Origin of the sequence: Thauera sp. 27, assembly GCF_000310125.2 — a bacterium.
Lineage (GTDB): Bacteria > Pseudomonadota > Gammaproteobacteria > Burkholderiales > Rhodocyclaceae > Thauera > Thauera mechernichensis.
Genome location: NZ_AMXB01000004.1, coordinates 119,747 through 137,900 on the forward strand (window position 1 = coordinate 119,747; position 18,154 = coordinate 137,900).

16 protein-coding genes are annotated in these 18,154 nt (G+C 67.1%); 9 read left to right on the top strand and 7 right to left on the bottom strand.

Features of this window, described 5'->3' with window-relative positions:
• Window positions 1-26 precede the first annotated feature (26 nt).
• Together B447_RS03195 and B447_RS03200 are read right to left on the bottom strand one after the other, a co-directional pair.
• A complete protein-coding gene (locus tag B447_RS03195) occupies window positions 27-1,211 on the bottom strand; it encodes an acetate/propionate family kinase (protein WP_002936366.1) in 1,185 nt (394 codons plus the stop codon).
• Entirely contained in the window at window positions 1,208-2,611 is a 1,404-nt protein-coding gene (locus B447_RS03200) for a bifunctional enoyl-CoA hydratase/phosphate acetyltransferase (protein ID WP_002936368.1), read from the bottom strand. The genes B447_RS03195 and B447_RS03200 overlap by 4 nt, the downstream gene beginning before the upstream one ends.
• A 217-nt stretch (window positions 2,612-2,828) precedes the next feature.
• Between B447_RS03200 and glmU the strand changes: the two genes are divergently transcribed.
• The 4 genes from glmU to B447_RS03220 all read left to right on the top strand — a co-directional run bounded on the left by glmU (window position 2,829) and on the right by B447_RS03220 (window position 7,030).
• On the top strand, window positions 2,829-4,187 hold the full coding sequence (glmU, locus tag B447_RS03205) for a bifunctional UDP-N-acetylglucosamine diphosphorylase/glucosamine-1-phosphate N-acetyltransferase GlmU (RefSeq protein WP_002936370.1): 1,359 nt from the start codon (window positions 2,829-2,831) through the stop codon (window positions 4,185-4,187).
• A gap of 48 nt (window positions 4,188-4,235) precedes the next feature.
• Window positions 4,236-6,062, top strand: a complete 1,827-nt coding sequence (gene glmS, locus B447_RS03210; RefSeq protein ID WP_002936371.1) for a glutamine--fructose-6-phosphate transaminase (isomerizing) — start codon at window positions 4,236-4,238, stop codon at window positions 6,060-6,062.
• A 364-nt stretch (window positions 6,063-6,426) separates the two neighbouring features.
• Window positions 6,427-6,759: a hypothetical protein gene (locus tag B447_RS03215; protein WP_002936373.1), complete on the top strand. Its 333-nt coding sequence runs from the start codon at window positions 6,427-6,429 to the stop codon at window positions 6,757-6,759.
• A complete protein-coding gene (locus tag B447_RS03220; protein WP_002925881.1) occupies window positions 6,749-7,030 on the top strand; it encodes a helix-turn-helix domain-containing protein in 282 nt (93 codons plus the stop codon). Before B447_RS03215 ends, B447_RS03220 begins: the two co-directional genes overlap by 11 nt.
• Before the next feature lie 967 nt (window positions 7,031-7,997).
• Here B447_RS03220 and B447_RS03225 read toward each other — a convergent pair.
• The gene (locus B447_RS03225) at window positions 7,998-8,891 is read right to left on the bottom strand and encodes an MBL fold metallo-hydrolase (RefSeq protein ID WP_002936374.1); all 894 of its coding nucleotides are present in this window, start codon (window positions 8,889-8,891) and stop codon (window positions 7,998-8,000) included.
• A gap of 106 nt (window positions 8,892-8,997) precedes the next feature.
• Here B447_RS03225 and B447_RS03230 point away from each other — a divergent pair, with 106 nt between their 5' ends.
• Together B447_RS03230 and B447_RS03235 are read left to right on the top strand one after the other, a co-directional pair.
• Window positions 8,998-9,921, top strand: coding sequence for a LysR family transcriptional regulator (locus tag B447_RS03230; protein WP_002936375.1), 924 nt, complete (start codon window positions 8,998-9,000; stop codon window positions 9,919-9,921).
• A gap of 131 nt (window positions 9,922-10,052) precedes the next feature.
• Window positions 10,053-11,333 carry a GGDEF domain-containing protein gene (locus tag B447_RS03235; protein WP_002936376.1) on the top strand — a complete coding sequence of 427 codons (1,281 nt, stop codon included), beginning with the start codon at window positions 10,053-10,055 and terminating at the stop codon, window positions 11,331-11,333.
• A 30-nt stretch (window positions 11,334-11,363) separates the two neighbouring features.
• Here the strand turns inward: B447_RS03235 and cadR are convergent, their stop codons facing one another.
• Complete coding sequence (gene cadR / locus B447_RS03240) at window positions 11,364-11,798, bottom strand: Cd(II)/Pb(II)-responsive transcriptional regulator (protein WP_002936377.1); 435 nt, start codon at window positions 11,796-11,798, stop codon at window positions 11,364-11,366.
• A 99-nt stretch (window positions 11,799-11,897) separates the two neighbouring features.
• Between cadR and B447_RS03245 the strand changes: the two genes are divergently transcribed.
• A complete protein-coding gene (locus B447_RS03245; protein WP_037982258.1) occupies window positions 11,898-12,533 on the top strand; it encodes a cation transporter in 636 nt (211 codons plus the stop codon).
• Window positions 12,534-12,546: 13 nt separating this feature from the next.
• On the opposite strand, the gene chrA is transcribed toward B447_RS03245, so the two are convergent.
• Window positions 12,547-13,752, bottom strand: a complete 1,206-nt coding sequence (gene chrA / locus B447_RS03250) for a chromate efflux transporter (RefSeq protein ID WP_002936384.1) — start codon at window positions 13,750-13,752, stop codon at window positions 12,547-12,549.
• Window positions 13,753-13,924: 172 nt separating this feature from the next.
• On the opposite strand from chrA, the gene B447_RS03255 reads away from it, so the two are divergent.
• Both B447_RS03255 and petA read left to right on the top strand, forming a co-directional pair.
• Window positions 13,925-15,097: an NnrS family protein gene (locus B447_RS03255; RefSeq protein WP_002936386.1), complete on the top strand. Its 1,173-nt coding sequence runs from the start codon at window positions 13,925-13,927 to the stop codon at window positions 15,095-15,097.
• A 316-nt stretch (window positions 15,098-15,413) separates the two neighbouring features.
• Complete coding sequence (gene petA, locus B447_RS03260) at window positions 15,414-16,001, top strand: ubiquinol-cytochrome c reductase iron-sulfur subunit (protein WP_002936390.1); 588 nt, start codon at window positions 15,414-15,416, stop codon at window positions 15,999-16,001.
• Between the two features lie 106 nt (window positions 16,002-16,107).
• Here the strand turns inward: petA and B447_RS03265 are convergent, their stop codons facing one another.
• Window positions 16,108-16,524 (bottom strand): hypothetical protein, encoded by a 417-nt coding sequence (locus tag B447_RS03265; protein ID WP_002925909.1) that lies wholly within the window; start codon window positions 16,522-16,524, stop codon window positions 16,108-16,110.
• 217 nt (window positions 16,525-16,741) lie between these two features.
• Window positions 16,742-18,154: a PepSY domain-containing protein gene (locus tag B447_RS03270; RefSeq protein ID WP_002936394.1), complete on the bottom strand. Its 1,413-nt coding sequence runs from the start codon at window positions 18,152-18,154 to the stop codon at window positions 16,742-16,744.

The following is an 18,154-nucleotide window of genomic DNA, read 5'->3' on the forward strand; positions in this document are numbered from 1 at the left end:
CCGCTCCTACAGGGGGGGCTGTGGGGTTACAGGCCCAGCGCCTGCGCGGTGTAGCGCGCGATCATGCGCTCTTCGTTGGTCGGCACCACGGCGACGGCGACGCGGCTGGTGGCGGTGTCGATGCGACGGGCATGGTCGGTGTTGGCGGCGGAATCGATCTCCACACCCATCCAGGCAGCCATGGCGCACACCTTCTCGCGCACTGCGGCGGCGTGTTCGCCGATGCCGCCGGTGAACACCAGCGCATCCAGCCCGCCTGCGGCCGCAGCCAGCGAGCCGAGTTCACGCGCGATGCGGTAGCAGAACAGATCCACCGCTTCCTGGGCCTCGGGGGCTTCGGAGGCGAGCAGGGTGCGCATGTCCTGGCTGATGCCCGATACGCCGAGCAGGCCTGATTCCTTGTAGAGCAAGCGGGTCAGCGCGCGCGCGTCCATGCCCTTTTCCTCCATGAGGTAGAGGAGCACGCCGGGGTCGATGCTGCCGCTTCGGGTGCCCATCATCAGGCCCTCGACCGCGGTGAAGCCCATCGTCGAAGCCACGCTCTTGCCGTCGCGCAGGGCGCACATCGAGGCGCCGTTACCCAGGTGGGCGATCACCACCGCGCCTTGGGCGCGCTCGCCGATCACTTCGGGCAGCTGGCGTGCCACGTAGTCGTAGGACAGGCCGTGGAAGCCGTAGCGCTTGATACCGCCCTTGGTCAGGCGGCGCGGCAAGGCGAAGGCCTGCGCGAGCGCGGGCTGGGTGCGATGGAAGGCGGTGTCGAAGCAGCCGACCTGGGGGATCGACGGCAGCAGCGCCGCGACCGCGTGGACCGCGCGCAGGTTGTGCGGCTGGTGCAGCGGAGCGAGGGGGACGAAGTCTTCCAGCTCTTCGAGCAGGCGCGCGTCGAGGACGACCGGCGCGCTGTAGCGCTCGCCGCCATGCACGATGCGATGACCGGCAGCGACGATGTCGAGCGCCGGATTGTGGCGGTTGAGCAAGCCGAAGACGTGCTCGAGCGCGTCGCGGTGCTGTTCGCCCTGGCTGCCGGCAGTGGCGACCGGTTCCTGGATGCGCTCGCCGGCGGCCGTCTTGAGCGTGACCTCGGGCGTGGCGCCGATGCCTTCGACCTGCCCCGACACCGCAGGTGCGAGTGCGACCTCGCCGTTGACCGGATAGAGCGCGAACTTGAGGCTCGACGAGCCTGCATTGAGAACGAGGACGGCTTTCATCGTGCCAGCGCCTCACGCTTCCTGTGTGCCATCAGCTGCACGACCGCGCACGACGCGGTACGCGTCTCGGCGGTGTCGGCGCGGCTGGTCAGCACGATGGGCACGCGTGCGCCGAGCACTACGCCGGCCATCAGCGCATTGGCCAGGTACTCGAGCTGCTTGGCCACCATGTTGCCGGATTCGAGGTCGGGCACGACCAGGATGTCGGCGTTGCCGGCGACGAGCGACTTGATGCCCTTGGTCTTGGCAGCGACCAGCGAAACGGCGTTGTCGAAGGCGAGCGGGCCGTCGAGCAGGCCGCCCTTGATCTGGCCGCGGTCGGCCATCTTGCACAGCGCGGCGGCGTCGATGGTCGAGCGGATCTTCGAGGTCACGGTCTCGACCGCCGACAGGATCGCCACCTTGGGTTCGGGCAGGCCGAGGATGTGGGCGAGCTCGATCGCGTTCTGGATGATGTCGACCTTATCCTCGAGCGTGGGCTCGATCATGATTGCGGCGTCGGTGATCATCAGCGGATGCGGGTAGGTCGGCACGTCGGCGAGGAAGACGTGGCTGATGCGGCGGCCGGTGCGCAGGTGCTTGATGACCTGGCTCATCATCTCGTCGGTGTGCAGCGAACCCTTCATCAGGGCTTCGGCGCCCCCGTCGCGGCACAGGGCCACGGCCGTCTCGGCGGAGGCGTGGCTGTGCGCGGTATCGACGATGCGAAGGCCCTTGAGGTCGATGCCGTGCTCTTCGGCCACGCTGCGGATGCGCGACTCGGGTCCGACCAGGATCGGGTCGACCAGGCCGGCCTGGGCTGCCTGCACCGGGCCGAGCAGGGACTCGCGGTCGCAGGGGTGGGCGACGGCGATCGGGATCGGCGCCAGCCCGGACGACACCGACAGCAGGTGGCGGTAGCGCAGCTCGCGGTCGGACACCGTGACCTCGGGCAGCACCACGCGCGGGCGGCGGATCTTCTCGGTCGGCGCCATCACCTCGGCCACGCCGTCGATCACCTTCAAGCCGTCCTGGTTCACCGCCAGGCAGTCGAAGACGATGTGGTGGTTGTGCTCGAACTTTTCCTTGCAGGTGACGCTGATCGTAAGCGTGTCGCCAATGGTGATCGGGCGCCAGAAGTTGAGCCCCTGCGACACATAGACGGTGCCTGGGCCGGGGAACTCGGTGCCGAGGATGGTGGAGATCAGCGTACTGCCCCACATGCTGTGGCCGACGACTTCGCGGAACTGGCTGGAGCGGGCGTATTCGAGGTCGACGTGGGTCGGGTTGACGTCGCCCGACATGGCCGCGAACAGGTGGATGTCCTCGGGGCGGAGCGTGCGCACCAGGGTGGCGACGTCGCCGACCTGGATCTCGTCGAAGGTGCGGTTCTGGATGAACTCGGGGGCGGGAGCTTGCATGTCGGTTCTCGGTATCGTGTGCGTTACAACGCGCAATTCTAGGGGCTGTGTGCGGCGGGAATAAGACAAAAAACGATCAAATTGTGCAATGCGGCAATCAAAACGTGGTTTTGTTCCCAAAGTGGTATTTTTTGCTGATGCTCCATGCATTTGCTCACAGGTTGCGTTGCCGCGCACATGCTAAACTCCGCGCCAATTTGCCACCGTGGAATCTTCTATGGAAGTCGTCGTTCTCGCTGCCGGCCAAGGCAAGCGCATGCGCTCGGTCCTGCCCAAAGTCCTGCAACCCATTGCCGGCAAGCCGATGCTGGCGCATGTGCTCGATGCAGCACGCACACTCGATGCCCAACGCATCTGCGTGGTCTATGGGCATGGCGGAGAAGTGGTGCGAGAGCGTCTCGATGCCCCCGACCTCGCCTGGGCGCGGCAGGCCCCGCAGCTGGGCACCGGTCATGCGGTGCAGCAAGCGCTGCCGCACCTGACCGATGGCGACATGGCGCTGGTGCTGTACGGCGACGTCCCCCTCATCGGCGTACCCACGCTGCGCCGCCTGGTCGAGGCCGCAGGCGATGCCCGTCTCGCCCTGCTCACGGTCGAGATGGACGACCCCACCGGCTACGGCCGCATCCTGCGCGACACCGACGGCCGCGTCACCCGCATCGTCGAGGAGAAGGACGCCAGCGCCGAGCAGCGCCGTGTGCGCGAGGTCAATACCGGCATCCTGGTCGCCCCCGTCGCCCGCCTGCGCGACTGGCTCGGCCGCATCGGCAACGACAACGCCCAGGGCGAGTACTACCTCACCGACATCATCGGCCTGGCCGTGGCCGATGGCGTGGATGTCGCCACGGTGCAGCCCGACGCCTTCGCCGAGACGCTCGGCGTCAATAACAAGGTGCAGCTCGCCGAGCTCGAGCGCATCCACCAGGGCAACATTGCCCGCCGCCTGATGGAAGAAGGCGCCACCCTGATCGACCCCGCACGCATCGACGTGCGCGGCACGCTTACGGTCGGGCGGGACGTCGAGATCGACGTCAATTGTGTCTTCGAAGGCACGGTCGAACTCGGCGACGGCGTGCGCATCGGCCCCAACTGCGTGGTGCGCAACGCCCGCATCGGCGCCGGCACCCGGCTCGAACCCTTCAGCCACGTCGACAGCACCACCATGGGCCAGGCCTGCGTGATCGGGCCCTACGCCCGTACCCGCCCGGGCACCGTGCTCGGCAGTGACGTGCATCTGGGCAACTTCGTCGAGGTCAAGAACAGCGTCATCGCCGACCACTCCAAGGCCAACCACCTGGCGTACGTCGGTGACGCCGACGTCGGCAGCAAGGTCAACATCGGCGCTGGCACCATCACCTGCAACTACGATGGCGCCAACAAGCACCGCACCATCATCGAGGACGAGGTCTTCATCGGCTCCGACACCCAGCTCGTCGCGCCGGTACGCGTGGGTCGCGGCGCCACCCTGGGCGCCGGCACCACGCTGACCAAGGATGCACCTGCAGGGCAACTCACCGTGACCCGCGTCAAGCAGATCAGCCTGGAGTGGAAGCGCCCGGTCAAGCAACCGCGCTGAATCCGCCCCAAAAAACCAAAACGAACACCTCTTCAAGGAAGCCCTTCCATGTGTGGCATCGTCACTGCGATCGCGTCGAACAACGTCGTCCCTGTCCTGCTCGAAGGCCTGCGCAAGCTCGAATACCGCGGCTATGACTCGGCCGGCCTGGCCGTGCTCGCGGGCGAACTCACCCGCCTGCGCGCCTGCGGCCGCGTCGCCGAGCTCGCTGCGCTGGCCGATGCGCGCCAGCTCTCCGCCAACATCGGTATCGCCCACACGCGTTGGGCCACCCACGGCGTGCCTTCCGAGCGCAACGCCCACCCGCACATCTCGGGCGGCCTGGCGGTGGTGCACAACGGCATCATCGAGAACTTCGAGGCCATCAAGTCCGACCTGCAGGGCAAGGGCTACGTCTTCGAATCCGAGACCGACACCGAGGCCATCGCCCACCTCATCCACAGCAAGCTGCAGACCACGCCCGACCTCTTCGACGCCGTGCGTGCGGCCACCAATGAGCTCGTCGGCGCCTACGCCATCGGCGTGCTGGCCGAGGCCGAGACCGGGCGTGCCATCGTCGCCCGCCGCGGTTCGCCGCTGCTGCTGGGCGTGGGCGAAGACGGCATGTACGCCGCCTCCGACACCGCTGCACTGCTCCAGGTCACACGCAAGGTGGTGTACCTGGAAGACGGCGATCTCGCCGAGCTGCGCCGCGACAGCTACCGCATCGTGCTCGCCGACGGCACCCCGGTCGAGCGCGCGGTGCATCTGTCGAGTTTGTCGGCCGACGCCGTCGAGCTCGGCCAGTACCGCCACTACATGCAGAAGGAAATCTTCGAGCAGCCCCAGGCCCTGGCCAACACGCTCGAGCTGATCGGCGGCGGCGCCGGCATCACGCCGCAGCACTTCGGCGCGCGCGCGGCCGAGGTCTTCGACGGCGTGCGTCGCGTGCTCATCCTGGCCTGCGGTACCAGCTACCACGCCGGTCTGGTCGCACGCTACTGGATCGAGGCCATCGCCAAGCTGCCGGTCACCGTCGAGATCGCCAGCGAATACCGCTACCGCGAATCCGTGCCCGACGCCGACACCCTGGTCGTGGTCATCTCGCAGTCGGGCGAGACCGCCGACACCCTGGCCGCGCTCAAGCACGCCAAGGCGCTCGGCATGCAGCGCACGCTGGCGATCTGCAACGTACCCGAGTCGGCCATCGTGCGCGAGACCGCGCTGCGCTTCATCACCCGCGCCGGCCCCGAGATCGGCGTCGCCTCCACCAAGGCCTTCACCACCCAGCTCGCCGCCTTTGCGCTGCTTACCCTGGCGCTGGCCAAGCTCAACGGCCGCCTCAGCGCCGAAGACGAAGAGCGCCGCCTGGCCGCCTTGCGCCACCTGCCCGTCGCCGTGCAGAAGGTGCTGGAGCTCGAGCCCGAGATCGAAAAGTGGGCCCAGCGCTTCGCCGGCAAGGAGCACGCGCTCTTCCTCGGCCGCGGCAGCCACTGGCCGATCGCCATGGAAGGTGCGCTCAAGCTCAAGGAGATCTCCTACATCCACGCCGAAGCCTACGCCGCCGGCGAGCTCAAGCACGGCCCGCTCGCGCTGGTGGACAAGGACATGCCGGTGATCGCCGTATCGCCCGCGGACGAACTGCTCGAGAAGCTCAAGTCCAACCTGCAGGAAGTCCGCGCCCGCGGCGGTGAGCTCTACGTGTTTGCCGACGCCGGCAGCGAGATCCCGGAATCCGAAGGCGTGCACATCCTGCACATGCCCGAGCACTACGGCATGCTGTCGCCCGTGCTGCACGTGATCCCGCTGCAGCTGCTGTCCTACCACGCCGCATTGGTCAAGGGTACGGATGTGGACAAGCCCCGGAACCTGGCGAAGTCGGTGACGGTGGAGTAAGCCGGCGGCGGGGGCGTGTGCTTTTGTTCTGCGCAAATAAAGTCGAAAACGCCTGGATGACGTCCGGGCGTTTTTGCTTGCGCGGGTGATCAGCCTCCTGGTCACCGAACGGCGCGTGCCTCACCGGGCGGGGGTGTTCTCTGACTGTGGGTGACATCGGTGGTCGGCGAGTGGTCGGCCTGATCACCAACGGCAGCTACTGAGCACTCAGCCCGACCTCACACATTCGGCCATCACGAGACGTAGCGACTGGGAAATTTCCGCCAACGCGAACGACGGATAGCCGATCAGGGACTTGCCGTCTGCTTGTTATCGGCCTCGGTCAAAAACTGTGTCTGCGCCGCTGCTTGCGGGATATACGTCAATGACGTATATTCCGCATGTGAGAACAGTTGCTGAAACCGCGATCTTCCAGCGCTATGCCAGTGAAATCTGGTCGGAGGCCGAGCGCGCTGAGTTCATCAACTGGATTGCAGCCAATCCAGAAGCCGGTGACGTCATCCGGGGAAGTGGTGGCTGCCGCAAGGTCCGTTGGACATCTGCGGGACAAGGAAAACGCGGTGGCGCCAGGGTCATCTACTTCAACGCGAACACCGAAACCATTTGGCTCTTGATCGCCTACAAGAAAGCCAAGTTCGACAATCTCCCCACGTCCTTCTTGGCGGAGTTAAAGCAAGGAGTCGAAGATGCCCTCTGAAATCGAAAAGTTCCAGCAGGATTTGCTTGAGTCCGTCAAGCAAATGAGGCGTGGCGAGGCCGTACGCACCACGCGTGTCGAGTTGTCCGAAGCAGCTGAGGCTCGTGCAAAGATGGGCTTGTCTCAGCAAGCTTTTGCGGATCTGCTCGGAGTGTCAGCCAGAACGCTGCAGGAGTGGGAGCAGGGGCGTCGCTCGCCTACGGGTGCGGCCAAGACGTTGCTCCGTGTTGCCGTTTCTCACCCTGAAGTCTTGCAAGAGTTACGTATGTAAGTAAATTCACATCGGGTATTTTCAAAGAGCCGCACGGACGGCAGCTTGGTAACCGGCATGTTGCCGTTTAGCTTGATAACGTCATCAGGCGGCTCAGGGTCGGTAGTTCCAGTTGGCAGGACGGAGAAGCCGCCGTTCGCCGTCGCCTGACGCTCGAACGGCGGGTGACCAGCACATTGCTGCCTGATTACGCCATCAAGCCACCGGTAGCTGAGGTCGAAGACAGGTCGTCGGTCGAAGTTGCAACTCGCGGGGGGCTTTCATGCGCCTTCCGTGCGCTCACCTTTTGTACGGCCTTGTCTTGGTAGAAGCGTCGCGCCTCGGCATCGACCGGTGCCACCCACCTGAAAATCGAGTGCCCATGCCCATGCCCATGCCCCTGATCCAACCCTCGAGCGAGCGCCGGTGCATCAGCTGTGATCGCTGGCATGGTCGGCGGCGGCCCGGCGACGCACCGGACACGGTCGAGGTCGCCTCCCCGACGGTACGCGGCGTCTGCATCGAGGGGCCGTGGCACCGCAGCCTGCGTGGCGTGCGTTCTGCCTGTGGGCAGTGGTTGCGCTGGCGTGAACTGTCGGCGCCCGTGGAAACACCCTCATCCGATTCCTGACTGCGCTGGGCCTTGTGCTGGATGACAACGCCCTGGCCGCATTCAGCGCAAACCGCAGCCGCTCCGCCAGCGCGATCTCCCCGAGCTCGGCCCGCAAGGCAAAGCTCAGCAGGCCGGTACCGCAGCCATACTCGAGGGCGCGCATCGCCGAGCTGAGCGGAACCTCGCTTCGGATGCCGTGTGCAACAGCCTCTACCCGCGCGACCTTCATCGGGTCGGCATCCCAGGTGGCGGCGCTTTGGTCGAAGTGCGTGGTCGAGTTCATGGGGTGTGGGGAGAAGGTATCAGTGTGAGGGAGACATGATGGCAGAGCTGTCCCGTGCCCGATTCGAGCGGAACGGGCACGGTGTCAGCCGATTACCACTGCATTTCGCCTTTGTTGACCTTGGCGCCGATGTCCAGCGCGATACCCAGGCCGGCCTGCGGATAGGCTGTCGTCATCGCTTCGATCAGCTCGGCTGCGTTTGCAGCCTTGGTGGCTTCCGCGTCGAAGCGTTGCAGGTACTCGCGGGTGTAGCGGATGGCACTGGCGTCGAGTGTGCTGCCGGCGGTCATGTGGCCAGGGACGACCGTGACGGGGGCGAGCGCTTCGATCTCGTCGAGCTGGGCGAGCCAGGCTTGGCGTTCGGCGGGCTTCTGGGTGTCGGCGGTCCATACATGCAGATTGCCGAAGATCGCAATGTTGCCGGCGATGGTCCTGATCGACGGAATCCACACATAGGGGCGATGGGCCAGGTCGCCGGTCGTGCCGCGCACCTCGATGGTCTCGCCATCGACGCTCAGGGTGGTGCCCGGCAGCAGATCCGGCACGATGGGTTGCCGCGGGGCGTTGGGGCCCATCTTGGGGGCCCAGAAGGCGACTTTGGCGGGCAGCTTGGTCTGGATCTTCTCGCGTACGGCCGGGGTGGTCAGGACTTGCGCTTGCGGGAAGTGCTCCTTCAGCACTTCGGCACCGAAGTAGAAGTCGGGGTCGGCATTGCTGATGAGGATCGCTTTCAGCGTCCTGCCGCTGTCGAGCACGTGGGCGGCAATGCGCAGCGCGTCGGCGCGGGTGAAGCCGCTGTCGATGACGACGGCTTCGCTCTTGCCGCTGACGACGACGGCATTGACGTGGAAGCTGTTGGCGCCGCCGTTGTAGGTCGTGATGGTGAGCGGGGCTGCGCCTTGGGCGCCGGCAGCGGATGAGGTGACGACGCCCAGCGCGAACAGGGTGGGCACGACGAAGCTGCTAAGGGGGCGGCTGTAGGACATGCGGGTCTCCTTGGGGGTTGGCAATGACTGCGGGGCGCACTTTATGTTTTGCAATGTGGTTGATAAAGTTCGTTTTGGTTGATTGTTTATTGCAAGGATCGATGGAATGGATCGCCTGACGGCGGTGCGCGTGTTTGTGGAGGTGGCCGATCGGGGCAGCCTGACGCAGGCGGCCGAGCATCTGGACATGTCCGCGGCCATGGTCAGCCGCTATCTCGCCGCGGTGGAGGGGTGGTTCGATGCCCGTTTGCTTCACCGGACGACGCGCAAGGTCAGCCTCACCGATGCGGGCCTGGCTGCATTGCCTTCCTGCCGGCAGATGCTCGACATCGCGGAGGAGGCGCGCCACATCGCGGCGCAGCGCAATCGCGAGCCCGCGGGTGTGCTGCGGGTGACGACCGCGGGTTCGTTTGCCGATGCGCAACTGACGGCGGCTTTGATCGAGTATCAGCAGCAGTACCCGCGGGTCGAGATCGTGCTGTCGGTGGCTGACAAGGCGACCGATCTGGTGGCCGAGCGCTTTGATCTGGCAGTACGCATCACCAACACGCTGGACCCGACGATGATCACCCGGCAACTGGCGCGCTGTCGCTCGCTGCTCTGCGCCTCACCCGACTACCTGCAGCGCCACGGTCTGCCGCGCAGTGCCGATGACTTGCGCCGGCACCGATGCATTGCGCATGCCTTCGGCATCGGCAAGCAGTACCGGCTGACGCGCAAGGACGGCGAGACCATTACCGTGCCGGTCAATTGGAGCTTCCACACCAACGAGACCGCCTTGCTGCGCCGTGCGGCGCTGTCTGGCGCCGGCATCGCGATGCTGCCGACCTACTATCTGGGTGACGACCTGCGCAGCGGCCGCCTGGTGCATCTGTTACCGGACCATGAGCCGGAGTCTCTGGGCATCCATGCGATCTATCTGTCACGCCAGCATCAGCCCTTGGCCCTGCGCATGCTGGTGGATTTTCTGGTGGCCCGCTTCGCCGGGGAAACGGCCCCGTGGGACCGGCTGCTCGGTGAGTGCTCCTGAGCGAGCGTACGCGGTCGGCGAACGCCTGCCGTCGTCCTGCGTGCGTTTGACATGCGGCGAAGCGCGCAGCCATACTTTCGACTCCGTTGCGGCGGGGTTCCCCGCCGCCGTGATCGCCTTCCAAGGACCCCATGCTCAAGGCCTTGCTCATTGATCCGTCGCGCTTCCAGCGCTCGGTGATCGAGTCGATTTTTCGTCGCCGGGATGTCGAGGTAGACATGGCCGACGGTGCGGTTGCCGGCCTGCAGGCGCTGGCCCAAGGGGGCTACAACATCCTGTGCTTCTCGCTCGAACTGGGTGACATGCGCGGCCCCGAGTTCTACCGCGAAGTCCGCAGGCGTCGGCTGGCAGAAGGGGTGCCCGCGCTGATGCTGGCGGCAACGCCGGACAAGCGGGTGTTTGACGATGCGATTGCTGCCGGGGTGACGGAGTGTTTTCCCAAGGCACGGCTCGATGAACTCGAGCAGTACATCGGGCAGTGGGAGCGCCGTTCGAACCGGCGCCTGTCCGGCCGCGTGCTGCTGGTCGAGGACAGCGACACCGCCGCCCAGTTCTGCAGCGAAGTCATGGAGAGGCTCGGGCTGGAAGTGTCGCGCTATCGCACCGCAGAGGAGGCGATTGCGACCTTGCCCCACGAGGACTACAGGATCGTTGTCACCGACTTCGTGCTCGAGGGACTGCAGACCGGGCTCTCGGTGATCCGCGCCGTGCGTGCGCTCCCGGGGCGCAAGGCCGAGTTGCCGATCCTGGCCTTGTCCGCGCTGGACAATGTCGCGCGCCGTGTGGAGATCCTGCGCGCGGGCGCCAACGATTTCGTCACCAAGCCAGTGGTGGCGGAGGAGCTGGCGGCCCGCCTGGGCAACCTGCTGACGTTGCGCATGCTGTTCGAGCAGCTGGCGGCGCAGCATGAACTGGTCAAGGAGATGGCGGTGCGCGATGCCTTGACCTCGCTGCACAACCGCCATCACCTCATGGCCGAGATGCCGCGCCTGCTGCTGGCGGCGCGCGAGAACGAGCAGCCGCTCACGCTGGTGGTCATCGATGTCGATCATTTCAAGCGCATCAATGACCACCATGGTCATACCCGCGGCGATGAGGTGCTTGTGGCCGTGGCTCGACTCCTGGCCGAGGCCGCGTCCGACGAGCAGTTGCTCGTGCGCTATGGCGGTGAAGAGTTCGTGTGTGTGCTGCTGGGCGCTACGCCCGCGCAGGCCGAAGACGATGCCGATCGCTTGCGCGAGCGCATTGCCTCTGCCTACCCGGCCGGCATCGAGGTGACGGCCAGCTTTGGCCTCGCCACGCTGCGCCCTGGCGAGACCTTCGATCAGTTGTTCTCCCGTGCCGATGAGGCGCTCTACGAGGCCAAGCGCAGCGGCCGAAACTGCGTCGTCAGCGCCGACAGCCTTTTCTGAGGCCGGTGGCGGGCGCCCTGGCAGCGTGTTTCAGTCCGTATGCCCGCCGTGGCATACGCACGCGTCACCGAGTGCGGGGGCTTCCAGTTCGTGCAGGATGCCGCAGTGCGCCGCGCGGTTGGGCGTGCCGCATTGGCTGCGCAGGGTGGTGAGCTGGCGTTCGAGCGTGCGCAGGCTGTCGAGGCGGGCGCGGACACGGGCGAGCTGGGTGTCGATCAGCGTATTGACCTCGGCACATTCCGCTGCCGGGTCATCGACGAAGCGCAGCAGGCGTGCGACGTCGGCCAGCGTGATGTCCAGCGCCCTGCAGTGGCGGATGAAGGCCAGGCGCTCGAGGTGTGTGCCCGCATACACCCGATAGCCGTTGTCGCTGCGAGCCGGTGCTGGCAACAGCCCGATGCGCTCGTAGTAGCGGACGGTCTCGACCTCGACATGGGCCGCCTTGGCCAGTTCGCCGATCTTCATCGCTTGCCTCTCCTCGTCGCGACATCGCATCCGATCGCTTGACCCTGTAGCGGCTACAGGGTGTTTGATGCGCCTATCGTATACAAACAGGAGCGCGCCGTGGCTGGTTGTTGTTCTCATTCCACCTGCGATGCGGGTGCGGCAAGCCCGCGTTTCCGCCAGGCATTGTGGATTGCGCTGGGCGTCAATGCGGTGATGTTCGTGGTCGAATTCGTCGCAGGTCTTGCTGTGGGGTCGGTTGCCCTGTGGGCCGACGCCCTCGACTTTGCCGGCGATGCAGCAAACTACGCGCTGTCGCTGATGGTGCTGTCGTGGGGGTTGCTGTGGCGGGCGCGCGCGGCCCTGCTTAAGGGGGTGGTGATGACCCTGTTCGGCGCAGCGGTCGTCGTGCGCGCCCTGTGGGCGTTCCAGCACGGCCTGGTGCCCGAGCCGCTGACCATGGGGGCGGTGGGTGTGCTCGCGTTGCTCGCGAATGCAGGTGTGGCGCTGCTGCTGTACCGTTTTCGCGGCGGCGATGCGAACATGCGCTCGGTGTGGCTGTGCAGTCGCAACGACGCGATCGGCAACCTGGCGGTCATCCTTGCCGCCGCAGGGGTGTTCGGCACCGGCAGCGGCCTTCCGGATCTGGTCGTGGCGCTGGTGATGTCCAGCCTCGCGCTGTGGTCGGGACTGGACATCATCAGGCATGCAAGGCGGGACATGGCTCATGCGCGCCAGGGGCAACCGGCGGGTTGAGGTCGAGGCGGTATCAGAGCAGCGCGCTCGCCGCCCAGCCGGCAAGGCCGCTGGCGGTCACGACCAGCCAGGGCGGCAGCTTCCAGAACAGCAGCGCCACCAGGGCCAGCAGCGCCAGCCCGAAGTCGGCCGGGCCGTGGATCGCGCTCGTCCACACCGGGTCGTAGAGCGCGGCAAGGAGGAGCCCGACCACGGCCGCGTTGATGCCCGCGAGGGCCGTCTGGGTGCGGGTGTTCCGGCGCAGGCGCTCCCAGAACGGCAAGGCGCCGACCACGAGCAGGAAGGACGGCGCGAAGATTGCGAGCAGGCAGATGAACGCCCCCAGCCAGCCGCTCGGGGCGTCGTTCATCGAGGCGCCCAGGAAGGCCGCGAAGGTGAACAAGGGGCCGGGGACGGCTTGCGCCGCGCCGTAGCCGGCCAGGAAGCTGTCGCTCGCAACCCAGCCGTTGGGCACCACCGCGCTCTGCAGCAGGGGCAGGACGACATGGCCACCACCGAACACGAGCGCGCCCGCGCGGTAGAAGGCGTCGACCATCGCCATCGTCTGCGTCGGAAACAGTGCGCTCAGCATCGGCAGGCCGATGAGCAAGGCGGCGAAGAGGCCGAGCGCAAGCACGCCCGCCCGGCGCCCCACCGTGATCGGCAAGGCGTCCTGATGCGCAGCCTCGCGCGCCGGCAGCGCGACCAGGCCGATGGCAGCGGCCGCAGCGATCACGCCGACCTGCACCCACGCCGAGGGCAGCAGCAGCACGCAACACGTGGCCGCCGCCATCATGGAGACGCGCGCCGTGTCGGGGCACAGGCTGCGTGCCATGCCCCACACTGCCTGCGCCACCACCGCCACTGCGGCAATCTTGAGCCCCTGCAGCACACCAGGCGGGATGGCCTCGGCATGGGTGGCGATGCCTATTGCGAACAGCGTCAGCGCGATCGCCGACGGCAGGGTGAAGCCCGCCCAGGCTGCCAGTGCCCCGCCATAGCCCGCACGGCTGAGACCGAGCGCGATGCCGACCTGGCTGCTGGCCGGGCCGGGCAGGAACTGGCAGAGCGCGACCAGATCCGCATAGCTGCGCTCGCTCAGCCACTGGCGCCGGGTCACGAACTCGTCGCGGAAGTAGCCGATGTGTGCCACCGGGCCACCGAACGAGGTCAGGCCCAGGCGCAGGAACACCAGGAATACCGCCCAGGGGCCGCGATCGGGCCCTGCCATCTCGCGCATCGTTACGCCTCTTGGTACATGCCGGGAACGCGCAATCATAAGCGCGATGCTGCCGCGTGAATGTGACACTCGACGTCGCCAGCCGTGCGGCGCCATCGGCGGCGCGGGCGAAAGTCCGGCTATGCTTGCCGCCTGCCGGCCTTGAGGCCGGAACGAGCAGCGGGAATCATCCATGTTCAATGATCTGAGCCAGGCAGCGTTTCGTCCGTTCTTCCTGCTGGCCGGCGTCGCCGCCGTGGCCGGTGGGTTGTCGTGGCTGGCGCCTGGCGAGGATGCCGTGTTCGTCCACGTTCACCTCCTGCTCTTCGGCATGGGCGGTGCGGCGATGGCGGGCTACCTGCTGACGGCGCTGCCGAGCTGGACCGGCCGGCACCACCTGCCGGCGGCCGTGCTGTGGGTCTTGGTGGGCCTGTGGGGGCTGGGGCGCGCCGTCGTGCCCCTGGCGGGGCATCTGCCGGTGGTGGCGCAGGTGCTGCCGGGCGCTGCGTTCCACGTCCTGCTCGCGGCCTGGCTGGTACATGGCGTAGCCGGTGCCGGCATGTGGCGGCGTGTGCCGCTTGCGCTCGCGCCGCTTGGCCCCGGCATGGCTGAACAGTATCTGCTCGCGAGCCAGCGGGCGGGGGGCGGGGTGGGCGATGCCGGCCTGCTCGGGGTACTCGTCTTCGCTCTCCTGATGGTCGCGATCGGAGGGCGCGCGGTGCCCGCGTTCACCCAGGCAGGGCTGCGCCATCTCGGCCGTGCCGATAGCGTGCGTGCGCCGGACTGGCCGCAATGGGTATCGCTCGGCCTGCTGTCGGCGAGTCTTGCCATGGCGCTTGGCAAGGGTGCGGCTGGATGGGCGGGGGTGCTGCTGCTTTGTACCGGCGTCCTGCAGTTCATGCGCTGGCTGGGCTGGCGGCCGTGGCGGCTCGGCGGCCTGCCTGCCGTGTGGATGTTGCATGGCGCCTGGGTCTGGCTGGCGCTTGGGCTGGTGCTGCAGGGGGCGGCACTGCTTGGCTGGGCTTGGCCGGGGGGCCTGGGGCCGGGGACGGCCCTGCATGCCTTGACCATGGGGGCGATGGGCGGGATGTGCCTCGGTATCATGCTGCGCGCAGCAATGCTGCGCACGCGCAGCGGGCTTCAGCCGACCGGCATGCAGATGCTGGCTGCGGCCCTGGTGCTGGTCTCGCCCGTGCTGCGTCTTCAGCCCCTGTCCATGCTGGGCGATGCCTTGCGCCAGCCCGCGGTGTGCTGGTGCTTGGGCTGGGGGCTCTTCGTGTTCGCCATGTGGCCCGCCATGCGCGGCCCGGTCGTGCATCCGGTGCTGAGTGGCCTGCGCCCTCCGGCCGAGGTCGCTCACAGCTGAGGTTTTACAGACTGCCATGAGGGGCGAAATGGCAGCATGGGTGGCGTAGATCTGCCATCGGTGACGGGGTGCCATGACGCCATGGAACCCGGAGATGCACCCGCATGCGGCGAACGCCCGCCTGTATGGAGACGATGCGGATAGGCACAGTGTTTGCTTATATAGTGATAGAGGCGGGGTCGAGTCGTGCTCACCAAAAGGATCGTTCCCCTCTGCGATCACCCCCCGTGGTGACGGCCGGCGCTGTCCTCCGGCCCCGCTTCCTTTTCAAGCGCGCAAGCCTGCGCCACTACACCGACCCCAGGAGACGCAGACCATGTCCGATACCCTCAAGGAGCGCCGTCGACTCCTCATTGCCACCTCCAGCGCCGGTGCGGTGGCCGCTGCTGCCACCGCCGTGCCCTTCATCGCCAGCCTGACCCCATCCGAGCGCGCACGCGCGGCCGGCGCGCCCGTCGAGGCCGACGTCGGCAAGCTCGCACCCGGCGAGATGATGACCGTGGAGTGGCGCGGCAAGCCGGTGTGGATCGTGCGACGCACGCCCGAGATGGTCGCGGGCCTCGAGGCCCATGAGGACCGTCTCGCAGATCCCGCGTCAGGTGAGGCGCAGCAGCCCGACTATGCCGCCAACCGCCATCGCTCGATCAACCCGGAATACCTGGTGGTGATCGGCATCTGCACCCATCTCGGCTGCTCGCCGTCGGACAAGTTCACGACGGGCGCAGCGAGCGGCATCGCCGCCGACTGGCCGGGGGGCTTCTTCTGCCCTTGCCACGGCTCGATCTTCGACCTCGCCGGGCGGGTCTTCCGCAGTCAGCCGGCGCCGACCAACCTCGAGATCCCGCCGCACAAATGGTTGTCGGCCAGCCTGGTGCTGATCGGCGAGGATGACGCGACGGCCTGAGCAGTGCGACCACGCCACTCGACAGCGCCGGCAACAGCCAGGCCGCGGTGGCGTCGAAGGCCGGGCCAGCTGCGCGCTGGCACGGCCGCTTGGTACGAAAGGGCCTTTAGAAACCGATTACCTTGCGGTTCGGTTCCAGCAGGGCCGCGCCCATCTCTGCAGGCTTGGCCGCCTTGATGCCGTCCTTGAGGTCTTCCGCGGTCTTGCCGCTGTTGGGCAGGTAGAGCGCGCACACCGATGCGGTGGCGCCTTTCTTGAGCGCGGCGTCGAGCAGTTGCGCCGGCGTCACGTTGTTGGGCTTCAGTGCTTCGCCGCCCGCGTCCTTGAGCGCCAGGTCGCCGGCATGGTCGCAGAGCAGCACATGGACCTGCGCACCCTGCTCCTGCATCTGGTTGGTGAGCACCATGGCCATGCCCTGGGTCATGGTGCTTTGGGCGGTGAGTACCACGGTGACCGGCTGCTTGTCGGCGAGGGCAGCACTGGAAGCAAGCGCAATGGTGAGGGCGACGAGGGTCTTCTTCATGGTGAAACTCCTTTGCTGGGTGGTTAAGCGCTCATTAATATAAGCCAATACTAATTAATGGGCCAGGTTTTTGTATGACGGATGCGATGGCTCGAACGCCATGAAAGGCGCGCGCAACGGGCGCGCGGATGACATGCAGCAGCGCAGGAGAGGGGTGAGGAGAGCCGCTCCGGCGCCCCCAGGGGGGCGGCCGGTGTCACGGCTGGCAGCAGCTGTGTCAGCGAACGAGCCGGCTCCAGGCGAGACGGCAGCCGGTGAGACAGAAACCGATGCCCAGCAGCGAGAGCACGATGATCAGTGCATCCCGGAGCAGGGGACGGGCGGCGAGGTAGGGGAAGTCAAGGCGATGCAGGCCCTGGTACAGCCAGCGCTGGGCGAAGTCGTGGCGGTTGCTGGTGTGTGCAACGTGGCCGCTGCGTGGCGAGATGTAGAGCACCGTGGCGGCTTCGTCCCCGAGTTCGACGCGTACCACGGGGAAGGTGCGCGGGTGGTGGCGCAGGGCGTAGTAGCGGCTGTCCGCCTCCGCTTGCCATGCGATGCGGGCGATGGTGATGCCCGGAATGGCTTGTAGCGCCTGATCGATGTCGGCCAGCGTGAGGCTGTCCTGCGCGGACTGGCCGTCGATGACGATGCGCGAACCCTGCGCCTGGCGGTCGACGCGCAGCGCATGGCCTCCCAGACCGCTCCATTCCAGCTCACGGCTGTCGGGCGCCGGCTGCGGCAGTGCGCCCAGCGTGGCGATGGCCGGTAGCGTGTTGCCGACGATCCGCTGTGGGCCGGATGCCAGGCCGAACGGCGCCATCGACAGCCAGCCACTGAGCAGCCAGCCGAGCAGGATGAGCGTGCTTGCCATGCCCGCCAGGAGGTGCCATCGCTTCCAGGGATCGCGGTACGGTGTCATCCGGCCGCCGCTGTAACGGCGCTTGATGCGCAGGCGCTGCCAGCCAAGCCAGAAGCCGGTGGCCGTCAGCGCCAGGGCCAGGAAGCTCGCCCACAGCACCACGTTGCGCCACAGCGGGGTGTTCTGCCGCAAAGGCGTGACATAGATCCAGTGCGTCACGCTGCCGAGCCAGTTCCACGCGCGTTCGGCGGTGCTGGTGTCGAGTGCGATCTCGCCCGAGCGGGTGGACACATAGAAGTGGCGTCCGTCGCCAAGCTCGACGCGCCAGAACGGACGCAGGGCGTCGAAGCGGCGGTAGACGGTCCACTGATCGACCTCCACCGCGGCGACGCGGGCGACTTCGTGCCCGTCCGCCAAAGCCTGCACCAGGCGGCGTGCGGCCTCGGCGTCGGGCGCCGGCAGCACCGCCCCCGTGGCCGCATCGACCGCATGCCAGTGCTGCCCGGCGAGGATGCGGTAGGCCGGGCGGCCGTCGGCTGCGTTCAGCCGGATCGCCTGTGGCTGGCCTGGCAGGCCCAGGGCCTGCCAGGCGGCGGCAGGGGTGACGCGCACGCCTGCTGGGTCGAGCACAGGCAGCGCGGCCAGGCGCTCCGTCTGGTCAAGCTGCGGCCGGGCCACGAACAGCATGACCAGGCCGGAGACGAACCAGAGCAGCGCCATCAGGCCGAGCCCGACGCCCAGCCAGCGGTGGGCCAGATGCAGCCAGCGCGCAAGTCTGCCTTGGGTCAT

What these genes read in the sequence shown, in the direction of transcription:
- chrA (WP_002936384.1), bottom strand. Translation starts at nt 13,752, where the DNA reads ATGCGCGAGATGGCAGGGCCCGATCGCGGCCCCTGGGCGGTATTCCTG.
- B447_RS03200 (WP_002936368.1), bottom strand. Translation starts at nt 2,611, where the DNA reads ATGCAAGCTCCCGCCCCCGAGTTCATCCAGAACCGCACCTTCGACGAG.
- cadR (WP_002936377.1), bottom strand. Translation starts at nt 11,798, where the DNA reads ATGAAGATCGGCGAACTGGCCAAGGCGGCCCATGTCGAGGTCGAGACC.
- B447_RS03230 (WP_002936375.1), top strand. Translation starts at nt 8,998, where the DNA reads ATGGATCGCCTGACGGCGGTGCGCGTGTTTGTGGAGGTGGCCGATCGG.
- B447_RS03255 (WP_002936386.1), top strand. Translation starts at nt 13,925, where the DNA reads ATGTTCAATGATCTGAGCCAGGCAGCGTTTCGTCCGTTCTTCCTGCTG.
- petA (WP_002936390.1), top strand. Translation starts at nt 15,414, where the DNA reads ATGTCCGATACCCTCAAGGAGCGCCGTCGACTCCTCATTGCCACCTCC.
- B447_RS03270 (WP_002936394.1), bottom strand. Translation starts at nt 18,154, where the DNA reads ATGACCCAAGGCAGACTTGCGCGCTGGCTGCATCTGGCCCACCGCTGG.
- glmU (WP_002936370.1), top strand. Translation starts at nt 2,829, where the DNA reads ATGGAAGTCGTCGTTCTCGCTGCCGGCCAAGGCAAGCGCATGCGCTCG.
- B447_RS03235 (WP_002936376.1), top strand. Translation starts at nt 10,053, where the DNA reads ATGCTCAAGGCCTTGCTCATTGATCCGTCGCGCTTCCAGCGCTCGGTG.
- B447_RS03265 (WP_002925909.1), bottom strand. Translation starts at nt 16,524, where the DNA reads ATGAAGAAGACCCTCGTCGCCCTCACCATTGCGCTTGCTTCCAGTGCT.
- B447_RS03195 (WP_002936366.1), bottom strand. Translation starts at nt 1,211, where the DNA reads ATGAAAGCCGTCCTCGTTCTCAATGCAGGCTCGTCGAGCCTCAAGTTC.
- glmS (WP_002936371.1), top strand. Translation starts at nt 4,236, where the DNA reads ATGTGTGGCATCGTCACTGCGATCGCGTCGAACAACGTCGTCCCTGTC.
- B447_RS03215 (WP_002936373.1), top strand. Translation starts at nt 6,427, where the DNA reads ATGACGTATATTCCGCATGTGAGAACAGTTGCTGAAACCGCGATCTTC.
- B447_RS03225 (WP_002936374.1), bottom strand. Translation starts at nt 8,891, where the DNA reads ATGTCCTACAGCCGCCCCCTTAGCAGCTTCGTCGTGCCCACCCTGTTC.
- B447_RS03220 (WP_002925881.1), top strand. Translation starts at nt 6,749, where the DNA reads ATGCCCTCTGAAATCGAAAAGTTCCAGCAGGATTTGCTTGAGTCCGTC.